Source organism: Paenibacillus sp. 8b26 (assembly GCF_050626875.1).
Classification (GTDB): domain Bacteria; phylum Bacillota; class Bacilli; order Paenibacillales; family Paenibacillaceae; genus Paenibacillus.
Genome location: NZ_CP192445.1, coordinates 1,207,134 through 1,229,259 on the forward strand (window position 1 = coordinate 1,207,134; position 22,126 = coordinate 1,229,259).

Annotated in this window: 23 protein-coding genes and 2 tRNA genes; 8 read left to right on the top strand and 17 right to left on the bottom strand. The window is 45.2% G+C overall.

The annotated features are described in order from the left end of the window. Position 1: 1 nt before the first annotated feature. The 4 genes from ACQ4MX_RS05235 to lpdA form a co-directional block, all read right to left on the bottom strand. Positions 2–1,354, bottom strand: a complete 1,353-nt coding sequence (locus ACQ4MX_RS05235) for a methyl-accepting chemotaxis protein (protein WP_431089649.1) — start codon at positions 1,352–1,354, stop codon at positions 2–4. A gap of 295 nt (positions 1,355–1,649) precedes the next feature. After that, the gene (locus tag ACQ4MX_RS05240; RefSeq protein WP_431089650.1) at positions 1,650–1,850 is read right to left on the bottom strand and encodes a hypothetical protein; all 201 of its coding nucleotides are present in this window, start codon (positions 1,848–1,850) and stop codon (positions 1,650–1,652) included. Beyond that, positions 1,811–3,631: an AraC family transcriptional regulator gene (locus ACQ4MX_RS05245; protein WP_431089651.1), complete on the bottom strand. Its 1,821-nt coding sequence runs from the start codon at positions 3,629–3,631 to the stop codon at positions 1,811–1,813. The genes ACQ4MX_RS05240 and ACQ4MX_RS05245 overlap by 40 nt, the downstream gene beginning before the upstream one ends. A 121-nt stretch (positions 3,632–3,752) precedes the next feature. Beyond that, the gene (gene lpdA, locus ACQ4MX_RS05250; protein WP_431089652.1) at positions 3,753–5,138 is read right to left on the bottom strand and encodes a dihydrolipoyl dehydrogenase; all 1,386 of its coding nucleotides are present in this window, start codon (positions 5,136–5,138) and stop codon (positions 3,753–3,755) included. Positions 5,139–5,334: 196 nt separating this feature from the next. On the opposite strand from lpdA, the gene ACQ4MX_RS05255 reads away from it, so the two are divergent. Beyond that, positions 5,335–5,901, top strand: a complete 567-nt coding sequence (locus ACQ4MX_RS05255) for a TetR/AcrR family transcriptional regulator (protein WP_431089653.1) — start codon at positions 5,335–5,337, stop codon at positions 5,899–5,901. A gap of 144 nt (positions 5,902–6,045) precedes the next feature. Here the strand turns inward: ACQ4MX_RS05255 and ACQ4MX_RS05260 are convergent, their stop codons facing one another. Then, positions 6,046–6,924 (bottom strand): radical SAM/SPASM domain-containing protein, encoded by an 879-nt coding sequence (locus tag ACQ4MX_RS05260; RefSeq protein WP_431089654.1) that lies wholly within the window; start codon positions 6,922–6,924, stop codon positions 6,046–6,048. 201 nt (positions 6,925–7,125) lie between these two features. On the opposite strand from ACQ4MX_RS05260, the gene ACQ4MX_RS05265 reads away from it, so the two are divergent. Genes ACQ4MX_RS05265 through ACQ4MX_RS05275 form a run of 3 tightly spaced genes read left to right on the top strand, consistent with a single transcriptional unit; the run spans position 7,126 to position 9,572 of the window. Beyond that, positions 7,126–7,890 carry a MerR family transcriptional regulator gene (locus ACQ4MX_RS05265; RefSeq protein WP_431089655.1) on the top strand — a complete coding sequence of 255 codons (765 nt, stop codon included), beginning with the start codon at positions 7,126–7,128 and terminating at the stop codon, positions 7,888–7,890. 27 nt (positions 7,891–7,917) lie between these two features. Further along, positions 7,918–8,571, top strand: coding sequence for a GNAT family N-acetyltransferase (locus ACQ4MX_RS05270; protein WP_431089656.1), 654 nt, complete (start codon positions 7,918–7,920; stop codon positions 8,569–8,571). Next, positions 8,568–9,572, top strand: a complete 1,005-nt coding sequence (locus ACQ4MX_RS05275) for an alpha/beta hydrolase family protein (protein WP_431089657.1) — start codon at positions 8,568–8,570, stop codon at positions 9,570–9,572. The genes ACQ4MX_RS05270 and ACQ4MX_RS05275 overlap by 4 nt, the downstream gene beginning before the upstream one ends. A 258-nt stretch (positions 9,573–9,830) precedes the next feature. Here ACQ4MX_RS05275 and ACQ4MX_RS05280 read toward each other — a convergent pair whose 3' ends face one another. The 4 genes from ACQ4MX_RS05280 to ACQ4MX_RS05295 form a co-directional block, all read right to left on the bottom strand. After that, the gene (locus tag ACQ4MX_RS05280; RefSeq protein WP_431089658.1) at positions 9,831–10,838 is read right to left on the bottom strand and encodes a FecCD family ABC transporter permease; all 1,008 of its coding nucleotides are present in this window, start codon (positions 10,836–10,838) and stop codon (positions 9,831–9,833) included. Beyond that, the gene (locus ACQ4MX_RS05285; protein ID WP_431089659.1) at positions 10,835–11,842 is read right to left on the bottom strand and encodes a FecCD family ABC transporter permease; all 1,008 of its coding nucleotides are present in this window, start codon (positions 11,840–11,842) and stop codon (positions 10,835–10,837) included. Before ACQ4MX_RS05285 ends, ACQ4MX_RS05280 begins: the two co-directional genes overlap by 4 nt. Before the next feature lie 160 nt (positions 11,843–12,002). Continuing rightward, complete coding sequence (locus tag ACQ4MX_RS05290) at positions 12,003–12,953, bottom strand: iron-hydroxamate ABC transporter substrate-binding protein (RefSeq protein ID WP_431089660.1); 951 nt, start codon at positions 12,951–12,953, stop codon at positions 12,003–12,005. Positions 12,954–13,134: 181 nt separating this feature from the next. Then, positions 13,135–14,880 (bottom strand): AraC family transcriptional regulator, encoded by a 1,746-nt coding sequence (locus tag ACQ4MX_RS05295; protein WP_431089661.1) that lies wholly within the window; start codon positions 14,878–14,880, stop codon positions 13,135–13,137. A gap of 350 nt (positions 14,881–15,230) precedes the next feature. Between ACQ4MX_RS05295 and ACQ4MX_RS05300 the strand changes: the two genes are divergently transcribed. After that, positions 15,231–15,491, top strand: a complete 261-nt coding sequence (locus ACQ4MX_RS05300) for a helix-turn-helix domain-containing protein (RefSeq protein WP_431089662.1) — start codon at positions 15,231–15,233, stop codon at positions 15,489–15,491. A 591-nt stretch (positions 15,492–16,082) separates the two neighbouring features. On the opposite strand, the gene ACQ4MX_RS05305 is transcribed toward ACQ4MX_RS05300, so the two are convergent. Then, positions 16,083–16,967: an SDR family NAD(P)-dependent oxidoreductase gene (locus ACQ4MX_RS05305; RefSeq protein ID WP_431089663.1), complete on the bottom strand. Its 885-nt coding sequence runs from the start codon at positions 16,965–16,967 to the stop codon at positions 16,083–16,085. Positions 16,968–17,163: 196 nt separating this feature from the next. On the opposite strand from ACQ4MX_RS05305, the gene ACQ4MX_RS05310 reads away from it, so the two are divergent. Beyond that, on the top strand, positions 17,164–17,625 hold the full coding sequence (locus tag ACQ4MX_RS05310; protein WP_431089664.1) for a MarR family winged helix-turn-helix transcriptional regulator: 462 nt from the start codon (positions 17,164–17,166) through the stop codon (positions 17,623–17,625). Between the two features lie 92 nt (positions 17,626–17,717). Next, entirely contained in the window at positions 17,718–17,906 is a 189-nt protein-coding gene (locus ACQ4MX_RS05315) for a hypothetical protein (RefSeq protein WP_431089665.1), read from the top strand. A gap of 167 nt (positions 17,907–18,073) precedes the next feature. Here the strand turns inward: ACQ4MX_RS05315 and ACQ4MX_RS05320 are convergent. The 3 genes from ACQ4MX_RS05320 to nrdR form a co-directional block, all read right to left on the bottom strand. Beyond that, positions 18,074–18,146, bottom strand: a tRNA-Lys gene (locus tag ACQ4MX_RS05320). A gap of 11 nt (positions 18,147–18,157) precedes the next feature. Beyond that, positions 18,158–18,233, bottom strand: a tRNA-Ala gene (locus ACQ4MX_RS05325). Positions 18,234–18,356: 123 nt separating this feature from the next. Then, positions 18,357–18,824, bottom strand: a complete 468-nt coding sequence (nrdR, locus tag ACQ4MX_RS05330; protein ID WP_013309614.1) for a transcriptional regulator NrdR — start codon at positions 18,822–18,824, stop codon at positions 18,357–18,359. A 106-nt stretch (positions 18,825–18,930) separates the two neighbouring features. Between nrdR and ACQ4MX_RS05335 the strand changes: the two genes are divergently transcribed. Continuing rightward, a complete protein-coding gene (locus ACQ4MX_RS05335) occupies positions 18,931–19,155 on the top strand; it encodes an alpha/beta-type small acid-soluble spore protein (RefSeq protein ID WP_134910408.1) in 225 nt (74 codons plus the stop codon). Between the two features lie 138 nt (positions 19,156–19,293). On the opposite strand, the gene ACQ4MX_RS05340 is transcribed toward ACQ4MX_RS05335, so the two are convergent. The 4 genes from ACQ4MX_RS05340 to mutM all read right to left on the bottom strand — a co-directional run bounded on the left by ACQ4MX_RS05340 (position 19,294) and on the right by mutM (position 22,097). Next, positions 19,294–19,857: a lytic transglycosylase domain-containing protein gene (locus ACQ4MX_RS05340; RefSeq protein ID WP_134910409.1), complete on the bottom strand. Its 564-nt coding sequence runs from the start codon at positions 19,855–19,857 to the stop codon at positions 19,294–19,296. Next, entirely contained in the window at positions 19,854–20,450 is a 597-nt protein-coding gene (coaE, locus tag ACQ4MX_RS05345; protein ID WP_431089666.1) for a dephospho-CoA kinase, read from the bottom strand. Before coaE ends, ACQ4MX_RS05340 begins: the two co-directional genes overlap by 4 nt. 11 nt (positions 20,451–20,461) lie before the next feature. After that, positions 20,462–21,154: a sporulation membrane protein YtaF gene (gene ytaF / locus ACQ4MX_RS05350; protein ID WP_149095386.1), complete on the bottom strand. Its 693-nt coding sequence runs from the start codon at positions 21,152–21,154 to the stop codon at positions 20,462–20,464. A gap of 112 nt (positions 21,155–21,266) precedes the next feature. Next, the gene (mutM, locus tag ACQ4MX_RS05355; RefSeq protein ID WP_134910412.1) at positions 21,267–22,097 is read right to left on the bottom strand and encodes a DNA-formamidopyrimidine glycosylase; all 831 of its coding nucleotides are present in this window, start codon (positions 22,095–22,097) and stop codon (positions 21,267–21,269) included. Between the last annotated feature and the right edge of the window lie 29 nt (positions 22,098–22,126).

Here is a 22,126-nt window from a genome sequence, read left to right on the forward strand (position 1 = left end):
CTCACGCCTTGTCGATTTGGGGGATAATCAGACTGACCAGCTCGCTGATTTGTCTGGCGGATATGGCCGAACGTTCGGCCAGCTTGCGGACGGAGCCGGCGACAACGGCAAAACCCCGGCCCTCTTCTCCGGCGCGCGCAGCTTCTATCGCCGCATTCAGCGACAGCAAGTTGGTCTCCTCGGCGATGCTGGCGATGGTGCCGACGATGTTCTCAATCTCCTTGGAATGACTGCTAAGCGTATCAATAATGCTTGAGAGATCACCGATGCTTTCGCTCACAACTCCCATTTGGGAGGTGGTGGAATGCATCGATTTCTGGCCAAGACGCGCTTTCTGAACATTATCGGCGGCCTTATTCATCGCGATGTCCGCATTGCCAGCAATATTGCTGATGAAGCGTGACATATCCTGAACGGCTTTATAGCTTCCTTCCAGGTTCTGCAGTTGGGTATGCGCCCCATCGGCCAGCTCAATCGTAACATTCACACTGTGCTCTCCGGCACGGTTCGTTGCCTGGGCGCTGGCAGACAGCTCCTGGGAGGAAGATGCGACCAGCATGGAGGTGTCATTGACCTGAGTAATCAGGTTGCGCAGGTTCATTGTCATATCGTTGAAGTCGCGGGCCAGATTCCCGATTTCATCCTTGCTTTTGAAGAGAAGCGGTTCATGGGTAAGGTCGCCTTTTGTAATAGTGTTCACAGAGGTTGACAGCTTGGTAAGCGGACTTACCATACGGCGAATCAACAGGTAAGCGACAAGGATAGCCACGATGAAGATGGAGCCGCCAATAATGAAGGGCTGAACAATAATATCCAACGTTCGTTCCTGAATTAACGAGCCGTCAAAATTGATAGCCATCAGTGCAACAATGGGCTTGGTGGGATCATGGTCCTGATAAATGGGGCCGTATCCGGTTTTGAGCGAGGTTCCTTCATATGTATAAACCTTGGAGTATGCGGAATGCTTCATAGTAGTTATCATTTCCTTGTCTTCGTCCGTGAAGTAGAAGGAATCGCCAGCTTGATAGCCTCTTTGCTTGAAGTTGGCATCGGCGGCGAGAATTTTTCCATCCAGAGAGAGAATGAAAGCCTCTTTAAAAATAGGTTTATGTGCCACGATCCAGCCTATCCGGTCTTCAACGGCAGCAAGTTTGCTCTTATCTCCACTGACCAGAGCTGATATATCCTTAGGATCTATAAGACCGGTCGTAATATTGGCGCAGCCCACCAGCTCGATCCCTGCAGCTTCATCCACTTGATGGTAAGCGGTACGATATCCGAAGTATCCAATGGAGGATCCTACGAGAAACAACATGACGAGCATCATCCAAGTTAATTTTGTTGCCAGCTTCATTATTTGAACCACCGATCCTGACTCTAATAAATTTTAGTGACAATCAGTTGTCACTTGCTACGATTATAGCCTATCAACACTTACTAGAATATGGCATTCAGGTGTCGGAATATGTCGTTTTATGTGAGGAAACTCACTGTTTTTTATTGCTTCATCTATACAACAAGCCCAAAAGCATTGAATTGTGGTGAATCATAAATACTAGCTTGATTGTCGGCACAATAATTTATCGGAAATGTATACACGTTCTGCACGAATCAGGAGATGGGCCGATTTTTTAAAGTTATATAAAACTTTATTTTTTGTGGGCTAATAAGATATTAACAATCGTGTCGAGTTGAAGCTCCAGCGAATAAGGATCTTCCATCACAAACTCATCGCCCTTTTCGCTGAATGAGCCATACATATAAACCTGTCCTTTTTTTACAGCCGGAAGGCCTTTCCATAGCTCACTATTCAGAACTTGATTGGCCCCCTCATCTTCCGAACCGTACACAAAGATATGATCCCCTGTAGACTCAGGCAAACCTCAAGCGAAATATTTTCAAATCCTTCTTTCATGTTCAATGCTTTCTTCGTAGGTGGCAGCTTTAACATCTGATAAATGATTGGACTTCCGTAATTTCCGCCTTCTGCCGCTAAAACATATACTGATTTGTTCGCGACCTGCACGATCGAAACCGTCTCTCCGACCTTAACGATACCGTCAATTTTCTTTCTGGCCTTTGCGACTTTATTCTCATATTCAGTGATCCACTGCTCGGCTTCTTTCTCCTTGCCAAAGATTTCACTGATTCTGCGGAATTTATCCAGCGGCCTCGCTGTAGATTCGCCCTCCCAATATGGCAGGAACACAGTTGTTCCAACCTTTTGGTAGCTATCGATGTTTTTTTCTATCGAACCTATGATTAAATCCGGTTGCAGAACCGGCAGTTTCTCCAGATTCATAGGAAATTCGCCGAGATCCTTGATTCCGGCCAATTTCGCTTTGGGATATCCTGATTTATCAATCCAAGCCTCATTCAGCATAAAGCTTCTGACCCCTACCGGAATAATTCCCAGTTTAAAAAGATGACCCATATACTGATCAGATGCAACTCGTTTCGGGTTTGCAGGTACTTCTATATCTCCTTTTAGTGTCGATACTGTTCTTGTCTTTGCTTGCACTGTCACTTGTCTATCGCCATTGGATGATGTCGTTGTAGGATTAGCCTCTGATTGCGAGCTTCCATTTGTATTGGCAGGAGCTGAACAAGCTCCCAGCATCAATGATAAACACAGCATAATCATCATGGCGGTCATTTTGACTCTTCCGTGCATAAATAAATCTCCCTCCGCATTATACCGATATTGATAATCAATATCAGTATAACGTGTGGAAGAAGTCTGCTGAAGGGCATATGTTAGCATCGTTTGGGGCATATCCTGATCTTGCTTCCTGACATGATGCTGCCGTTCTTTTTTGAATCGTACAGGAGAAAGTCCCTTGTATTTCTTGAAGCTGCGGCTTAATGAATGAGCATCCGGATACCCCACACTCTCCGCAATTTCCTGTAAAGTGGCGTCCGTCTGCATTAAAAGCTGAACTGCTCGATCTATCCGTACCTGACCCAAATAATGAATCGGACTGGTATGCATTTTATTCTTGAACAGCCTTGATAGATGCCCGGTGCTACACTCCAGTTCCTCTGCAATGGACTCAAGTGTCATAGATCGGCTGGAGTACTCACGAATATATGCTACAGCCTGCGCTACCAAGTCGGGCTTAAGGGGTTCAATGCCCTGCCGATACAACTGCTGCAACAACTCATATACTAATTGTTGAAATAAGGCTTTGACATGCAGTTTTCCAAGTCCGGAAGCTTCACGCCATTCTTGCTCCAACAGCTTTACTTTATCATACAGGGGCAGCGGGTAATGAGGTGCGAAAGCATACTGATTCTGAAAAGGATTTTCCTTTTCCAACAATTGTGCAATCTCCTTACGACCGGGCAGGGCTAACGTTGCCTTGTACAGAATGATGTAATATTCAAGCACATCTTCCGTAATCATACTTAGGCACATCCCTTTTCCCCCATGCAGCACATGGAAACGCCCCACCCTATGAATGCTGTCGTCCAGCCGCACTCGCGCACTTCCGCGCAGAGTGAACAAGAACGCACTAGCCGGAAGTCTATAGCTCCGCAACTCCTCCCCTTTACTCATTTTCTTATGACGAACATCCATCACTTGTATAAAAACATGATTCCACAGCAAGATGTGATCATTTAATTTCATTGCTTTTGTTCAGCCCCCGATCCAAACCATCCACGTACCTGCTCGCACTCATATTCAAACTATAATACATTATAGTTGATAATTATTCTCACAGGTAATGAAGTGATTTCGTACGGAGCCTCTACTTTGTACTGTCCATTTTTCTGACCGCGTTCTCCGCCGCCTCCATGATTACTTCTCCCAGTGTAGGATGGGGATGAATGGTTAGAGCCAAATCTTCTACGGTTGCTCCCATCTCAATAGCCAGAGCAAGTTCCGAAATGAGCGTTGACGCTTCGACACCCACGATTTGCGCACCCAGCACGACTCCCGAGTCCTGTTTTGCTACGATTTTGATATACCCCTCTGCTGCTCTCAATGCCAATGCCCTGCCATTAATCGTAAAAGAAGCTCTGCCAATAACAATCGGTAAGGATTTTTCCTTTGCTTCTGTTTCACTTAGGCCCACACTAGCCAGCTCCGGTTCAGAAAAGACAACCAGCGGTATGGCTTTATAATCCACTTTAGCAGCCTGACCTGCAATCGCTTCTGCCGCGATCTTCGCTTCATAGGAAGCTTTATGGGCAAGCGCTGGACCCGCCGTAATATCTCCAATGGCAAAAATATGCGGAATAGCCGTTCTACACTGCTCGTCTGTCTCGATCAATCCCCTGCTCGTCACTGGCAAGCCAATGCGCTCCAGTCCTAACCTGCCATCCGTATTCGGTTTTCTGCCTACAGTAACTAAAACAAACTCTGCGGTGACATGATGCTGCTCCTGATCTTTTGAATAATGCAGCGTAATGGTATCCGCATTCTGTACGGCTTTCTCGACTGTCGCCCCAGTTACGATGCTTACACCATCTGTTTTCAACTGCTTAACAACAGGGGCCACAAGGTCCGTCTCAAATCCCGGCAGTACCCGTTCCCCTCCCTCCAGAATCGTTACCTTTGTTCCATATTTGGCATACATCTGTCCAAGCTCAACGCCGATATATCCACCGCCTATGACGACTAGACTGGTTGGAACCTCCGAAAGCGAAAGCGCCTCTGTAGAAGATAAAATACGCCCTCCGAACGGAAATGCATTCAACTCGATTGGACGGGAACCGGTTGCCAATATGGCATACTTAAAGGAAATCGTTTGTTCCGCTCCATGTTCCTTGATGATGGCTGTATGCTCGTCAACCAAGCTTGCCTCCCCTTCCAGAATGCTCACTCTTGCCGTTTTCATTAAATAGCCGACTCCGCCTGCCTGCTTAGTTACAATCCCCTGTTTGAAAGCTTGAGCATTCACGAATGACGCTGCTGCATCTGTCTGATTGAACTGCCTGAGTACCTCATAGCGATGTGCTTCGGCAATTAAAGCTTTAGATGGAATGCAGCCCACATGCGTGCAGACTCCACCTAGCTGACTGCGCTCGACAATCGCTGTCTTCATTCCAAGCTGAGAAGAACGCAATGCCGCCACATAACCTCCCGGACCTGATCCAATGACCAGTGTATCTACAGATTCAAGCTTGCTCATAACCAAATACCCCCTGTTAAAATAGCCTGATCTAAATATGATGATCATAATATATTATAGCCATCATATTTTAAATACGTCAATAGTCGTGATCAGCCATGCTGAAGTTGTCGTGGCAAGTAGACCAATTGACACGTTTTATTATGATGGTTATAATATTTTGAAGTTAGCATTATGAAGCCGTGGAGTGATTACAATGCCTTATCCAAAAGGCCATAAGATGAAAGTGCGGAGTAAGATCGTTGAAAGTGCTGCCCAGGCTTTTCGCGCCAACGGTATCCACGATGTAAGTGTGCCTTTTATTATGAAAGGCGCCGGATTAACTCACGGCGGGTTTTATTCACACTTTGATAATAAAGAACAGCTAGTCGCCGAAGCCTGTCGCTATGCCGTCAGTAATACCCTTGCACTTCTTCAGAAGGCCGTTGACCAAGAAAAGCAAGATCCCAAAATTAATGTTGTCATCGACTACTATTTAAGCACCCATCACCGTGATCGAACAGAAATGGGCTGTATTATTCCTGCCCTTTCCGTAGACATAGCCCGTTCTTCCGAAGAAATCCGGCAGATATTCACGCAGGAATTGGAACGAATGATTACGTTTATCTCCAATTTGGCGGGAATGGATCTGTCCAAATCTAGGGCATTGTTCAGCAGTATGGTCGGTTCTCTTGTGCTTGCACGTTCTGTTAATGATCCTGAACTGAGTGACAGCCTTCTCTCGGCAGGCAAACAACACGCCAAAGCGCTGGCTAACAGTTGAATGTGAACATGTTTCACGTACGCAAAAAAGCCGCTAAACACCAAGAAATCCTTGTTGTTTAGCGGCTTTTCCCTATGGGTCTAAACTCCAAAACGGGGGTAGCGGTCTATCAGAGATTCGAAGTCTCCACCTGCCAAATCTCAATTATGTTCCAAATCGTTTACGGTAACCGCATTTGCGGCACAGCTCTTCCACCGCTTCTCTCTTGGAGAACCCGAAGTACAAGCGATTTGCACGTTCCCCTTCAACAATGTCGGAAAAAGATTGCTCATGCACGTTACCTAAATTAATTACGCCTTCCCCATCAAGACAGCAAGGGACAACTGTTCCATCCACCAATACCGCCGCCTGGCTGCGAAGCGCATGGCAAAAGCCTTTGCCATCATCCTCCGGGGCACTCAGGCTAGGCCATTCAAATTCGTGATCCTGATTCAAATAAACGTTGGGGGCAATTTTAATCCCACTCCCAGGTATAACCTTTTCCTCAATCCGGTAGTCCAGCCCAAACTCCTGCTCCAGTCGCTCAAGTGTCTCCCGGTTGCGCTGACGCTGCACATTAGTCAAATTATCTTGAGTCAGGTTCCAGAGACGGAACGAAATAATGACATTATGCTTCACAGCTTCCCTTACAAACATAAAAATATTGCCCAAATACCCTTCCCGATCTACCGAGCCTTCATGCCCGTCAAAGCTGTGAAGCGAAAAATTCATCTGCCGTAGCGCGGGTTGACCCAACAGCTTATGTCCGGTTTTGGGTAGCAGAGTGCCGTTGGTGGTAATATTCACCTTCAAACCTTTTTCATGAGCGCTTTCCAGCAAAAGATCAATTTTCGGATGAAGCAGCGGCTCTCCTTTTACATGTAAATAAATGAAATCCGTATGCGGCTTGACCTGGTCAAGAACGTCGCGAAAAATTACCGGATCAATAAATTTTTTAACACGCTGCGTCTGAGGGCAAAAGCTGCAAGCGAGATTACAGATACTTGTAATTTCAATATATACCTTTTTGAAAGTCTTCAACATGATTTCCCCATTCTAACCTTCATCCTAAGCATCTTGTTTATGCTCACTAATCTTATAATTATAACGGGTTATCACTGACAGGTAAATCATTTATGTTCGTTCATTTGCTCATCCTTTGCTGTCGTCAATTTGCTATTGACCTTAGGTCTGACCTAAGGTTTATAGTGAAGTTATTCAACTACACCATAAGGAGTCTTGTCATTGAAAAAACACATTACGATCAGCCAGCTTTCACAGCTTATGAATGTATCTGTACATCAACTGCGATATTTTGAAGAAAAGGGGATCCTGTATCCGTCATACACAGAAAAAAATCAATATCGAATGTACGGGCTTCATGAAATTTATCAGCTTTCCCATATTTTATTGCTACGTAAATTAAATGTCTCTGTGGGTCAGATTGAAGAATGCATGACTTCCTACGCTGCCGATGATTACAACCAGCTTTTAGAGGATTCGCTGCAGAGGGTACAGGATGAAATAACTAATTTGAAGTTGCTCGAACAGTTTATTCACAAAGTGCTAAAAGAACATCATAACCTCACTCATCAGGACAATGAGTATCAGATTAGGCTGCTAGGTCCCCGACATTTAAAGCTGTGGTTTGCATTTGAGAGAGATCAAGAGCTCACTGCCAGGGATTTATTCGAACAACGACCCGCTCCACCTCAGTTATTTGAAAATGATCTGCATTATCTATCTGACTCTGGACAAGTGAAGCTATGTTATGAAACGACAGATATGACAGATACAGCTGACTATATGCTGGAAGAAGGCAGCTATCTTTATAAGCATTTTTCCGTCACTGAAGACGACGAGATTGAGTATGAAATCCAACAATTAGAGCGCTATGTCACTCAGCACCAATATAAGTGCCAAAGCAAGATTATTCTAGTAGAAAAATCCTACCTATCCATGTTCGACAACAACAAGCTGCAATATGAGATTCAAGTAAAAGTAAAATAAACTTCTTAGAGTGCGGGAGGCCGTTACATGAGTCCAGAATCAATTGACATTGTTGCTTATCAAAAGCAAAATTATGAAGCTGTATGTAAGCTCTTAGTGGAATCATTTAAAACTAAATTTCAAGCTCTTGTTACACTGGAGGATCAGGATATACAGCAGTTACTCATGAAGGTCTGGGTTCAAGACCCTAATCCTTCAACTATGAAGCAATTTGTAGTTAAAAAGAACCAAGAAGTTGTCGGTGTTCTCTCCCTTAAATGGAAAGCACCTTCCTCTTCGCTTCCTAAAACAAAACCCATTTCATGGGCTCCGCTCATAAAACAGTTTGGCTGCTTCAATGTATTTAAATTTTTGACAGGTATGCATGCGCTGGAATATAAGCCTGCCGCAAATGAGTGCTATATTGATCATTTGGCGATTCACTCAAGTCATCGTAATCAGGGAATAGGACGACGTTTTCTAGCTTTCGCACAGCAATTTACGGTTGAATCCGGTTTTCATGTGTTGACGCTTCATGTAGCGCATAAGAACCAAGGTGCCATCCGTTTGTATCAGAAACTAGCGTTTGAAGTAGAACAATCCAAATGCAATGGGTTGCGGCATTTTTGGTTCAAGGAGCCTGTATGGCATCTGATGACTTGGAAAGAAACTAAACTGCATTCGAGGAGAGAACACCGTTGAAAAAAACATCCAAGCTTACCCTTGGTATTGCGTCAGGTCTAGCTGTTGCCTTAATATTGATTATTCTATATCAAAATTCCTACAAGATGACGGAAGAAAAAATACAAATTACGACTCCTAAAGGGGTATTAACGGGTACATTAGCTTTGCCTAAGGACTACTCGGGAAAGATTGGACTGGTTGTTTTTGTCCATGGGGATGGTCCTATCAATGACACATATGATGATGGATACAAACCACTGTGGGAAAGGTTCGCTTCCAAGGGTTACGCCTCCTTATCCTTGAATAAGCCCGGTATTAATGGCGCTCCTGGAAATTGGCAGGATCAAAGCATGGAGAACCGGGCACAGGAGATCCGATATGCAATAGACTGGGCAAGAACCTTACCGATGATTGATAAGCAAAAAATCGGCCTATGGGGAGCCAGTCAAGCAGGATGGGTCATTCCGAAGATCGTTAAAAAGGAGCACAATATTGCTTTCAGCATCCTTGTATCGCCCGCCGTGAACTGGATTACACAAGGGCAATTTAACACCAGAAAAGAGATGGAACAGGAAGGGGCTACTCCGCAAGAAATTACAAAGAGATTGGACTACAATCAACAGATTTTGCAATTACTACAAAAACAAGCTTCTTATGAAGAATACCTGAAAATAGCCAACCCAGACAATTTGATTTCCAAAGAAAGATGGAGCTTTATAGGCAAAAATTTCCGGTCTGATTCCACCGAAGAATTAGGCTACTTTAATTCTCCTGTACTCTTGGTTCTGGCTGGAAAAGATATTAACGTTGATGTAAAAGATACTGAACGAGTATATCGACAGAAGGTGCCTTCAGAGCTGCTGTCCGTCATCCATTTACCTGAAGCCGACCATTCCATGATGAATGAAAAAGTCGCGCATTCAAAATCTCTAACTTTTTTAACAGCCGTATTTGCCCCCAGAAAATTGGTAAATGATGAGTACTTGAAAATCCTCGCCGATTATGTCAGCCAGCGTTAAAAGTATTTTAGTACCTCGCTGTAATGCTGGCAGTAACCAATTCGGGCTATTTAATTTACTGAATACAAAATACTGCAATCTCCTCATAGATACAACGTATCCTATCTTGGAAATCGCAGTCATGGTAGTACTTCGAAATCAGAACTTATAAACTAATAAAAAACGACATCTCTGCCGTTTTTTAAGGATTGATAATGCGGGACTCTAGCTCTCTAGCTCTGGACTACCTGAATTAACCTACCCGACTTCGCGTTGGAGCTACTTCCTAAGCAGTAAATAAGCAAAATAAGGCACACCGATTAACGACACCATGATGCCCGCTGGAATACCGTCGGGATCTGTGAGATTGCGACCGATCGTGTCCGCGGTTAACAGCAGCCATCCACCGAGTAAAACGGCGACGGGAATGAACAACTGATTGCGTGGCCCGACCAGTGCCTTGGCCATGTGCGGGGCCATCAACCCGATAAACGCGATACCACCCGTGACAGATACCGCAGATGCAGCCGCAGCGACCGCCGTCAGAATGAGAACGAGGCGTTCCCGTTCAAGCTTCAGACCGACGCCAATCGCCGACGGCTCGCTCAAAGCAAGAAGATTGAGCCGTTGCGACTTGTACAAGGTAAAAGGGATAAGCAGGATCAGCCAGGGAAGCAGCGCCCAAATGAACGGCCAGTCCGTGCCCCATATATTGCCCGCAATCCATTTCGCGATAAAATCGACCTTCGAGCGTTCCGCCGAGGAGATGATTACGATCATGATCCCCGACAGCGCAAGGGAGAAACCAACCCCGACCAACACCAGCCGGATGGGATCAAGTCCGCTCGTTCGGCTATACGAGAAAACATAGATCAAAGCTGCTGTTACCAATGCGCCAATAAAAGCGACAAGCGGCAGAACATAGATGAACGATCCGACATCGATCGGGAAGTACAGAAAGAAGCACGCAATTGCTACGCCTGCCCCAGAATTAATGCCGATGATTCCCGGGTCGGCCAAGTCGTTACGGGTGATACTTTGCAATATAGAGCCGGATAACGCAAGCGCCATACCCGATAGCAACGTAATAAAAATCCTTGGCAGCCGGACGGAGAACAGAACAAATTCTTCCTTGAAGGTACCTTGACCGAACAAAACAGGGATCAGCCTGTCAAACGATAAAGAGGAATACCCCCACGCCATGCCAGCTATAGCGGTTAGAATGATTAGCCCTAAACTGACGAGCAGGATCAGGCGTTGTTTTCGAACAAGAGCGGATAGGATCATAAGAAAGCTTTACCTCCTCTACGCACGACGAGCAGAAAGAAGGGCAAGCCTAGCATCGCCACGATGGCTGCCACTGGCGTCTCGTAAGGTGCATTAATCGTGCGACCCAGCGTATCTGCGAGCAGCATGAATGTAGCTCCCGCAAAAGTCGAAAAAGGCAGGATATACCGATAATCGGTGCCAACCATCTTGCGGACGATATGAGGAATCATTAGACCCACGAATGCCATGTTTCCGACAAGCGCAACCGATGCGCCCGTAATCACAATGACAAGAACAAACAGGATGGATTTGATCCATACCAGATTTTGCCCCAATCCTGCCGCCACTTCGTCACTCAGGCTGAGAATACTCAGTTGGTTGGAAAGCATCAGAGCTACCATAATGCCGAGAAGGATGACTGGCGCAATGGCCTGTATTTGTCCCCACGTTGTTCCGATCAGACCCCCGGCGGTCCACATGGATACATCCTTTGAAATCTTAAATGCGATGCTGACGCCATCCGAGATGGCATACAGAAACGCGGATACAGCCGCTCCCGCCAGCACGACTCGGATCGGAGACAGGTTGCCTCGGCGCATTGAGCCAAGGACGATGACCAAAACTGCGCCCAGAGCAGCACCGAGAAAGCAGGCCACCATAATGCCGAAATAGTTGATTCCCGGGAAGAATACGAAAGCCAACGCGAGCGCCATATTAGCGCCGGAAGTCAGGCCTAGCAAGCCCGGATCGGCCAATGGATTGCGGGTAACTCCCTGCATAATCGCGCCGGATACGGCAAAAGCGGCGCCGACCAGCATCGCAGCCAGCTCGCGGGGCAGCCGAATCTCGCGCAGGATAAGAATTTTGTCATCCTTGGTACCCGAGGTGAGAGCAAGCCATAGATCGTGGAGCGTTGTTTCCGCTGCACCAAATACCATTGAAATAATGAAACACAAAATGAGCGCCAGTACGCTGCCAAGAAGCTTATATGCAAAGGGAAAAGCATGTTGTTTAATCTTCATCGGACTCTCATCTCTTCTTTAATGAAATATGCGAAGAAACTGTTAAGTAACCAGTTCCTTCGCATCGAATAAAAATAATTCACAACGAAAGACGAATCGTTGCCATGACTTCAATCGTAGACGACCCTAAGCGTTGCGGTCTCGAAATAGGGATCAACCCTTACTGACCAAGAAAGTGTTGAATGAAAAATTTCAATTGGTATTCCATGCTCAGTGGATCGTTAAAGTAGAACGCCTTCGCGTTAGCCTCGAAGACATGTTGGTTCTTGGCCGCGGGAATATTCTTGTACGTTTCAGTATTCTGGAACGAATTGTCCTCATCCGCGTTTTTACTGAAAATGACATAGTCACCCAAGTAATCTTTCATAACCTCAGACGATAAGGCAAAATAACCTTCTTTCTGGGTCGCCTCCTTGACTTTCTTCGGCATGGCGAGTCCGAACTCCTGATAGAGAATTTCTGTTCCACGGCCAAAGTTATCGCCATAGACATAGAGCTGCTTATTGAATGTCTCGATGACCGAAACCGTCGCGTTGGCACCGATCTTCGCCTTGATTTCTTTTCCGGCTTTTTGGGCACGGGCTGAAAAATCATCGATCCAGGCTTGTGCTTCTTTTTCTTTATTCAACAATTTGCCGATTTCACGTTGTTGGGTTAAGAAATCCACCTTGCCATATGTATAAGTGACAGTAGGAGCGATTTGCTTTAATTTATCGACGTTTTTAATATCTGAAAGCCCGATGATAAGATCCGGATTCAACTCGATGATCTTCTCCAGACTTTCGTCCGTCACCGCCTCGGCGCCTTTCAGCTTCTCTTCAAAATTCGGATTGGTTTTGGACATTTCGTCCACGCCGACCAGAGGCACACCGAGCGCCATAACGTTACCCGTTAAGAATCTGGTAAGCACAACGACGCGCTGCGGATGGCTCGGAACCTCCACGGGGCCATTCTCGGATTGATAGACAAATGTGGTAGATTTCGATTTCGAGTCCGAAGTAGCCTCAGAGGACGAACTTTTACCATTCTCGGCATTGTTCGCCTGATTTCCGCCACAAGCACTCAATACAACCACAAGTAAAAGTACCAGCGGAATAAAAAGCTTTCTCATAAAATAACTCTCTCCCTTTCAAAACGCTATGTTCAATGAATCATCATATCGTAGATAAGATACTAATCTTGAACTTAGTACCCTTTTCATTGATTATGAAATTCATTCTCATTTGTATGAACTAATTATATGGAACCGCTATGCGCCGAACCATGCCTTTTTGTTTGGAAAATGACTTGGACTATTGGTTACTTGTAAATAAAGCTACCGCTCGTTGAAGCTGTAAACGAATAGAAACCGGATTGTAAGGCAACCATTCATCAAGGTCAAGCAGATGTACATTATTCCGCTGTACAGCGGGAAGGCTGTTCCAATAAGACGAATTAAATACCATTTCACTATGTGCAGTAGAACCCTTTTCATCCGGAAACACAGCAACCAATAATTGCGACCCTGCATAATCTGCGAGTTCGGATAGCTCAATGGGAATGGAGTGAAATTGATCCCCTAGCTTCTTCATCTCCTGCCCGATCAATTCAGGAGGCCGTAGTCCAAGCGATTGATAGATAATATATCCGACATTTCTCGCTCCGTAAACGAGTAGCTCATCCGGCTTAATCACCAAAATCGTTATGATTTCATTAGCGACTGCGCATTGCTGCACCAGTGAACGGGCGGTCTGCTCCTCCTTTTCAAAAGCAGTCAACCACTGCTCTGCCCGATCGCTCCTCTGAATAGCATGTGCGATACGACGCAGATGCTCTTTCCAACCCATTTCCATCCATGAAATTTCCACGATAGGCGCTACAACTCGCAAATGGTCAGGATTCAGCCCATATTGGTGCAAATGCTGTTTGGCCGCAATGATCAACTCGATGTTGGTATCAAGCAATACCGAGTTTACCTGTTCAGCAGAGCAATTCGTACTTATAAACTTCATCGTTTGCGGAGGCTCCAGACCATTCATCTTCACATATTCGCTGCTTTCCGAAATGGTGACCGCAGGTTCCAATCCAAGCAGCAACAGATGGCTGGCGTAAGGTATAAGCAATACAGCCACACGCTGGAAAGATCCGCGATTGTAGCTTGAAGGGGACGCTCCTGTATACTGCTTGAAACGACGACTCAAATAAAATTCATCCTTGTAACCTACTTTCAACGCAATTTCCCGAAGCGTGCCTGATCCGCTAATTAATAACTCTTTGGCTCGGTGAACGCGCAGCCGCGACAAGTATTCGTTCGGAGAAAAACCGGTAAGCTGCTTAAATTGAATAGAATAGTGAGATCGGCTTACGCCTGCAATTGCGGCCAACTGCTCACGTGTTATTTTTTCGCTATAGTGGTTTTCCAAATAAGTAATACTGTGTTCTATGGACGGCTGCTCACTGGCAGCATACTGGGATTCCTGCTTTTTTAACAGTTGGAGAATGACTTGGTGAAATATAATTTGATTCTCCACATGACGGGCCTCACTAGCTGGTAAACGATGAATATATAATTCCTCCGCATGGGCTACAATCGCAGGCTCATAAGAGAAAAACTGAATATTGGCATTGGAGGCCACCTCGCTTTTCCGCATCATGACACCTGCGGGCAGAGGACTCACCTGCTCTCGCGTACGGATTAAAAGTTTATACGCATGAAGTGGTTGCTGGAGATTCGTAATTAAAGCCGCATGGCTATGCGCCGGGAGAAGTATGACGCTCCCTTCCATGAGCTCGTATATTTGATCATTAATCCTGAGAATACCTTTGCCGCTGGCAATCGCAATCAGCACGGTTACACTCTCATGAATCTTATACATCGGAAAATTCGAGGTGCTGTACAGCGAATGGATGCTGTCAGCAGTATATAAAGGAAAATGGGACTCTGCCCACTCCGAGAAAACGTTATCCACAAGCAAAGCCTCCATTATAAAATATTGAGGAACGTCTTTCAGTCCAGAGACATCCGAGACAACATATACATTTTCTGTACCTGTCTGCATCCCCACAGTCCTTCTGTAAATGCAACAGTTGCATGTCCCTTGCGCGATAATCCGGATCTACACATACTAGTCCTACACATGCCGTTCTATTAAGAACATCATACCAGAACTCTGCAAATACCGGAGTTCCGTCCGCATTTTCAATCACTATAGAAGCTCTATACACTTTCGACCATCTTCTTTTATTTCAAATATATCTTCTTCCGCGTATTTAATCATATCTGGATAAAGGAGTGTATATTCCGGGTCTACATCCAGATATACTTCGCCCAGTTCACTTTCAAAATGAGCGGATCCCACAATTCAAATTGCTCAAATTTCCCTTCTTTTTTCAGTGGAAGAATATTGGGATGATCCAGAACACTTCTCCTCAAGCCGACAATTATAATTTATGGAGCTTTAAACCCCTGAAGAAACTTTTGGTTGAGAAGAATATGAGTAAAATGGATTTTATCGAAGCCATGGGTATATCTTCATCTACAGCAGCTAAAATGTGGCGAAACGAATATATTTCAATGAAAATTATTGACGATATCTGCAACAAATTTGAATGCATTTTAACAGATGTTATTGAACATATTCCCGATGGAGATTCAAAGGAAAATGCTTAAGAAGCAAACAAAAATGCTCAGCTACGATGCTGAGCATTTGACTTTTATAAACCCACTTAACGCAAATAAAGAACAATTAATTGACCAAAAAAGCGGTTCTCAATTTTATAAGTTCAATCTATTATAATTCTTTTTTGCCATACTTCTTTTACGCTCGCTCCTTAAAATAGATTTGATATTTTAAGGGGGCAAAGCCTGCGTCTGTAAACAACTAATCAATGCAGGCGAAATTTATTCGCTCCATACCAAGCTTCGCCTCGTTTATTCCGCAGGCTTTGCATGGAGCATGTTGAGTACAAATCAATTATACGGTACACCGCTTTCCCCCCTTGAGGATCAGGTTCGTTCACTGAATCCATTAAAATGTTAGATATTAACATATCTATTCTAAAATAAGAACAACCATGAAACAACGACGAAAGTTACATGAAAGCAGTCCACTCTTTAACGAGTTCAGGGTGCCTTTTTGCGATGGTGTTGCGCTTCTTTATTTTTCAGGACCCTCGGTATTACATAGAGACTCGAACCCTGTACCAATTGATTAAGAGTCAACTGCTCACAGTCCTCAGTTTACCGCTGTAATCCATAAAATCAGGTCATATTGTTAAGAAGACTTCTTTGTTGTAGTAATTCTTTCGTACAATTCCACAGTTTATTTTGCATAGCAATATCTCCACCGGGGTCTACAGGTACAATTGAATGTCCGGTTCCGACATTAAAATACCCTCCTGTAACTGCCTGGTACTGTGGATCCACAATTAAACGAGTCATAATATCAGCTCCTCTGCGTGGATCACCAATATGAAAAAAATTCAAAAAACGCTCAAGCATTGATGCAAACCAGAGCTCACGTCCGAGACCTGTAACATTAAACCCTGGATTCAGAGCGTTAACACTGATCCCCGTTCCAGTCCATTGACGTGCCAGTTCACCAGTAAACATAATGTTATACAGCTTGGTTCTCCCATATATTGCAGATGAGCCTCTAGAAGTAAAAGGAGCTATATTGGTCAAATCCTCAGGGAGCTTAAGCTCGCCATGATTGCGTGAAGCCTCAGAAGCAACATTTACAATTCTGGCGCTTCCTGCATTTTTCAAGGAATACTGTAAGGTGTGCGTCAATAACCACGGTGCTAAATAATTCACAGCTATCATTTCTGCAAATCCCTCGGAGGTTACCCGTTGTTCGAATGCATGCAGTCCTGCATTATTCAAAAGCACATCTATTTTGGGGTATGCAGTTGAAATCTCGTTCCCCATACGTCTGACATCTTTCATTAAGGATAGATCCCCGAAAAAAAAGTCTACTTTTGTTGAGGGCACCATATCTTTTATAATTTTTTTAGTAGCTTCAGCGCGATCCTTGCTCCTGGCTGTCATGACAAGATGAGTACCACGTTTAGCCAATTCAATCGCAACGAGTTGCCCCAGACCACTCGTTCCGCCAGTTATTACAACAATCGGATTAGCCATCATGGTGATTCTCCTTTGTGCTGAATAGTCAATGTAATTGGCCGTTCATTGCTTTACTCCGTTAGACCCGTCTCAAGTTTTGACATGCAGCTGACGCAGCCATATACTTGATATAAATTAACTATATTATTTTGGTTGATATATGTCAAGTAATTGACTTGAATTATTTAATTTATCAATTAAGGTTAGGTGAAATAGGATGAATGATGATCGACACAAAAATACGCCAAGAGGACAACTGGAACTGGAACTCGGCGAGCAAATCAATGCCCTCATAAGCGCCTCACATGCGCTAAATGTCAAAACTGCAGCACGTTTCGATCCTTCAATACAACCTGCGGGTTTCCATATTATCCGTTGGCTGTACTCATATGGCCCAACAAGCGCCACTATGCTGGCGGAATCGACAGCTATGGATCGCAGTTCGGTTAGCCGTCTCGTCAAACAACTTGAGCTTTTGAGTTATGTGAAAAGGGAAACCTCCCCTGATGATCGTCGAGGAATACTTCTATCCCTCACTGAGCTTGGACAACAAAAGACGATTGATGCTCTAAAAGAGAAAGAATTTGTATTTTACGAACACATTTCAAGATGGGACGATGAACAACTTAAAAATTTTATCGGAATGCTCAGAGACTTTAACGGATTTGATCACAAGTAACAGGTCCATTGATCATGAGTGTTAAGGAATGTGATGTTTAGCTTCAAGAAGGAAGCCTATCTTCTTATAAGGCAAATTGGGAGGTGCTTAAGGTGAATGAACCCACATTGAAGAAGGCGATGGATACACTGGAGTTTCTAAGCCAAGATGGGGATGCGCGGCGTCTGTACGAAGAACGACAAAAATTTCTGCATGACGAGGCTTCTGCTCTTGAATGGGCTACGGAAAATTCCTCAAGCCAATTCAAATGTACTGTAGAGGTTAATTTGACCGCCTTTTAAAAAGCATGGGGTAAACTAAAACAAACGCCGTGCCCTCATTCAAGAGAACATGGCGTTTGTTTTTTATTAAGAAAGTAGGGCCTTCTGTGACCAAACGTGTGATCACAAGGGAAAGCAGAGCTGAATTCAAAACAAAAAAACGGCATCTCTGCCGTTTTTCTAAAGGATGGACTCTCAGGGACTCGAACCCTGGACCAATTGATTAAGAGTCAACTGCTCTACCAACTGAGCTAAGAGTCCATATTAAAATTTGGTGGAGCCTAGGGGGATCGAACCCCTGACCTCATCGCTGCCAGCGATGCGCTCTCCCAGCTGAGCTAAGGCCCCGTTTTATGTAATTTCAACATCTGTTTGAAGCGACTCCTATATCATATAAAATTTTCACCCCTGTGTCAATACTTTTATAAAAAAATATAACTTTCACACCATAAACCAAGACACAGTCAGCGATCAGTCGCTGGCTGTATCTTTGGATAACAGTGTTTTCAGTTCTTTCATAAACATGTTGATGTCTTTAAACTGCCGATAGACGGACGCAAAGCGTACATAGGCCACTTCATCAACAGGATAGAGCTGTTCCATGACCAGCTCGCCGATCTGCTGGCTGTCCACCTCTGTAGCGGCTGTGTTACGAATGGCGTTTTCCACCTGAGATACGATCATGTCCAGTTGCTCTACGGATACGGGACGCTTCTCGCAGGCCCGAATGAGACCACGCAGCATTTTATCACGGCTGAACTCTTCACGACTGCCATCCTTTTTAATGACCATGAGCGGAGTCTCCTCCACCATTTCAAAGGTGGTAAAACGCCTAGCACATTGCTCGCATTCGCGACGGCGACGGATGGACTTGTTGTCATTCGCAGGCCGCGAGTCCAGTACCTTTGTTCCATTGTAGGCACAGTACGGGCATTTCATAAATTCATCACTTCCTTTTTCCAATAAATTCTCTATACTTTTTTCGTAATAATTTTGTCAAAACGGTTCATAATATGTTTACCAAGTCGCGAGGAGGTGAACAACAATGGCACAAGGAAACAATGGCAACTCCAACAACCTGGTAGTCAGCAGATCCACCGGCGCTCTGGAGCAAATGAAATTTGAAATCGCTCAAGAGCTGGGTATCAGCATTCCTCAAGATGGATACCAAGGTAACATGACTTCCTATGAGAACGGTTCGATCGGGGGCTACATCACAAAACGCCTCGTAACGATCGCCGAACAACAATTGGCAGGTCAATACCAATAATCGCGGTAATAATGCAAAAATAACAAGAAAAAGTGTACGGATGGGCTGCTAAAAACAGCCTGTCCTGCGCTTTTTTTCATTTTAATGCCATCAGGCTCATTGTGTCATGTACATATTTACACACAACCTCGCCATCCGTTAAAACTGATTATAAATTTTCGTGTATTGTCTGTAGTAGTAAATAACCCGTTGTACATAATGTCGCGTCTCGCCAAAAGGGATTTGCTTGATGGATTCTTCTTTCCCATCCCATACGCCCTTGTCGAGCCACTCCTGCACTTTACCGGGGCCTGCGTTGTAAGCCGCAACGGTAGCTACCGGATTATCCTTAAATTTCACCGACAGGTTATGCACATACCAGGTTCCAAGTTCAATATTGGTGCCCGGCTCGTGCTTGACGCTATCCAGCGGAACCTTTTGGATTTGAGCGCTATCCATAATCCAATTCGCAGTATCGGGCATGATTTGCATGAGTCCCAGTGCACCCTTGTGCGACTGCTTGCTGGTCTTAAAGTTCGTCTCAACACGGATAATGGACGCCACCAAAAACGGGTCCACTTCATACGTCTGCGAATATTGCCGAATCTCATCCTTATATTGAATCGGATAGAACCACGACATCCAGTTTGAATTAAAAAACAGAATCAAGACAAACCCGACAAACAAAGTCAGCAGGACTCTTTTTTTGCGCAAAATATTCATGCAAGTCCCTTTCGCTGCCAGAATTGATCAATTTGCTGTTTTGTTTCGGCCTGTGTTCCGCTATTGTCGATGACGATATCGGCCAGGCTTCTTTTGTGTTCAATATCCATTTGCGAAGACAACCGAAGTCCTGCTTGTTCCTCGGTCAATCCGTCTCTGAGTATCAGACGCTGGAGCTGCACATCCCGTGGTACGTATACCACCATAATTTTATCGTACAAGCCCTCTAATCCGGACTCATACAGTAGCGGGATATCTGCCAGAACGAGCTTGTCCGGATGTTCGCGCTCGTAAGATTCCATGCGCGTGCGCATTTCCTCACGAATCGCGGGATGTGTAATATCATTAAGCGCCTGCCGCTGGACAGGGTCCCCAAATACAATCTCGCCCAGCTTTTTGCGGTGCAGAGTTCCGTCACTGTTCATCACAGCTTGTCCAAAATGCTGTATGACCGCCGCCAGCACCGGATGCCCCGGAAGCATCACTTCCCGGGCAATGGCATCTGCGTCGATCAGCAGCGCACCCTTGGCGACCAGTAGAGCCGACACGGTGCTTTTACCGGTAGCAATACCTCCGGTTAATCCGATATTCATGCTCTTTCACCTCATAACAGCTTCAATATGCCCATCATAATCAGTAATAATGCCGGTAACACACCCAGCGCCTTCATAAATCGAAATGCCGACAGACAGAAACCTGCTTTCATACCCGCAATCAAAAATGTTCCGCTGAATAACGCAATAGCCAGCGCGGTAGCAAGTGGCTGGAAGCCCAGCATAGCTGCTCCCAATCCTGCACCGAACGCATCAACCGATAAAGCGATACCTAACCAAACCGCCTCCATAGCGGAGATACTGCCCGAACGGTCCATATCCGCAGCAGACGGACTTCGGAGAATCCGAATAACAAGACCCCATTTGCGGAATTCCAACGAAAATACGGTCCGTTCCTCTTGTACTTCTTCAGATTTCTCCCCTGCCAGAACATTACTGTTCTCAGGATCGGGCTCATCAATCAGATCCTCCTTGCGATGCAAGGATTGATACAAAGAGTAGCAGCCAATTCCAATCAGGATAACAGCGCCAAAAACGGTCGTATATACAGGAGACAGAACCTGGGACAACAATGCGCCTAGCTGCATGGATATGCCAATGACCAAACCTGAACATACTGAAATGATGACAATGGATAGCAGTGGAATTTTCATTTTGCGCAGCCCATACGTAACACCGACTCCAAAACTGTCCAGACTTAGTGCAAATGCCAACAGCAGCAGGGCTCCCCAATGATTAGCCACTCCAATTCCCTCCCATTGCGAGGGCAGGGCCTTAAAGCAGCCGGAACCCTTCGCAGTATTGGTACTTGGAATCAATATATGAGAGGTATGGGCTTTGGGTGACTGTACCTGCTTAGCGCAGAGGCTGGCAGACCGGACAATGATGTGTACCACGTCCGGCTACGACGGATTTTTCGATCAATGTACCACAGTTAACACAAGGCTTAACGCTGCGTCCGTAGATTTGCAATTGATGCTGGAAGTCGCCCGATTCACCCTGTCCGTTGACGAATGATTTGATGGACGAGCCTCCGACCAAAATCGACGCGCTCAGTGTGGAGATAATAGCTTCGTGCAGCACACGAAACTGGTTATCATCCAAACTTTTGGCCGGCTGTGCCGGATGTATACCCGCCTTAAACAACGACTCATCCACATAAATATTCCCGATGCCCACGACATATGACTGATTTAACAGCGCCGCCTTGATCGAAGTCGAACGGGTCCCCACAGCTGCGCGAAGTGCCTCCGGTGTAAAGGACTCGTCCATAGGCTCCAAACCGAGCTTGTTCAGCGGTTTCTCCAGTAAATCCTGCCCTTCCGTAAATAAATGCATCGTGCCAAATTGGCGAACATCCTGATAGCGTAATTCCGTACCATCCGTAAAATGAAAGATAACGTGAGTATGCTTTTCCACAGGATCATTTTGCGAATACAGGCCGTATCGCCCTTCCATTCTGAGATGGGAAACGAGTACCAGCCCGTCCAGCAGAATCCGCAAAAACTTCCCACGTCTCTCCACTCCTGTAATCCGATGATCAGCCAGTTCCATAGCAAAAGCATGTATATCATCAGGCCGCTGAATGATGCGCGGCAGATTCACAGTCACATGATCTATATGTTTATCGACGATAAGCTCGTTTAACGTTCGTTTAATCGTTTCTACTTCCGGTAATTCCGGCATGATGTCTTCACCTCATCCTATATTATAAC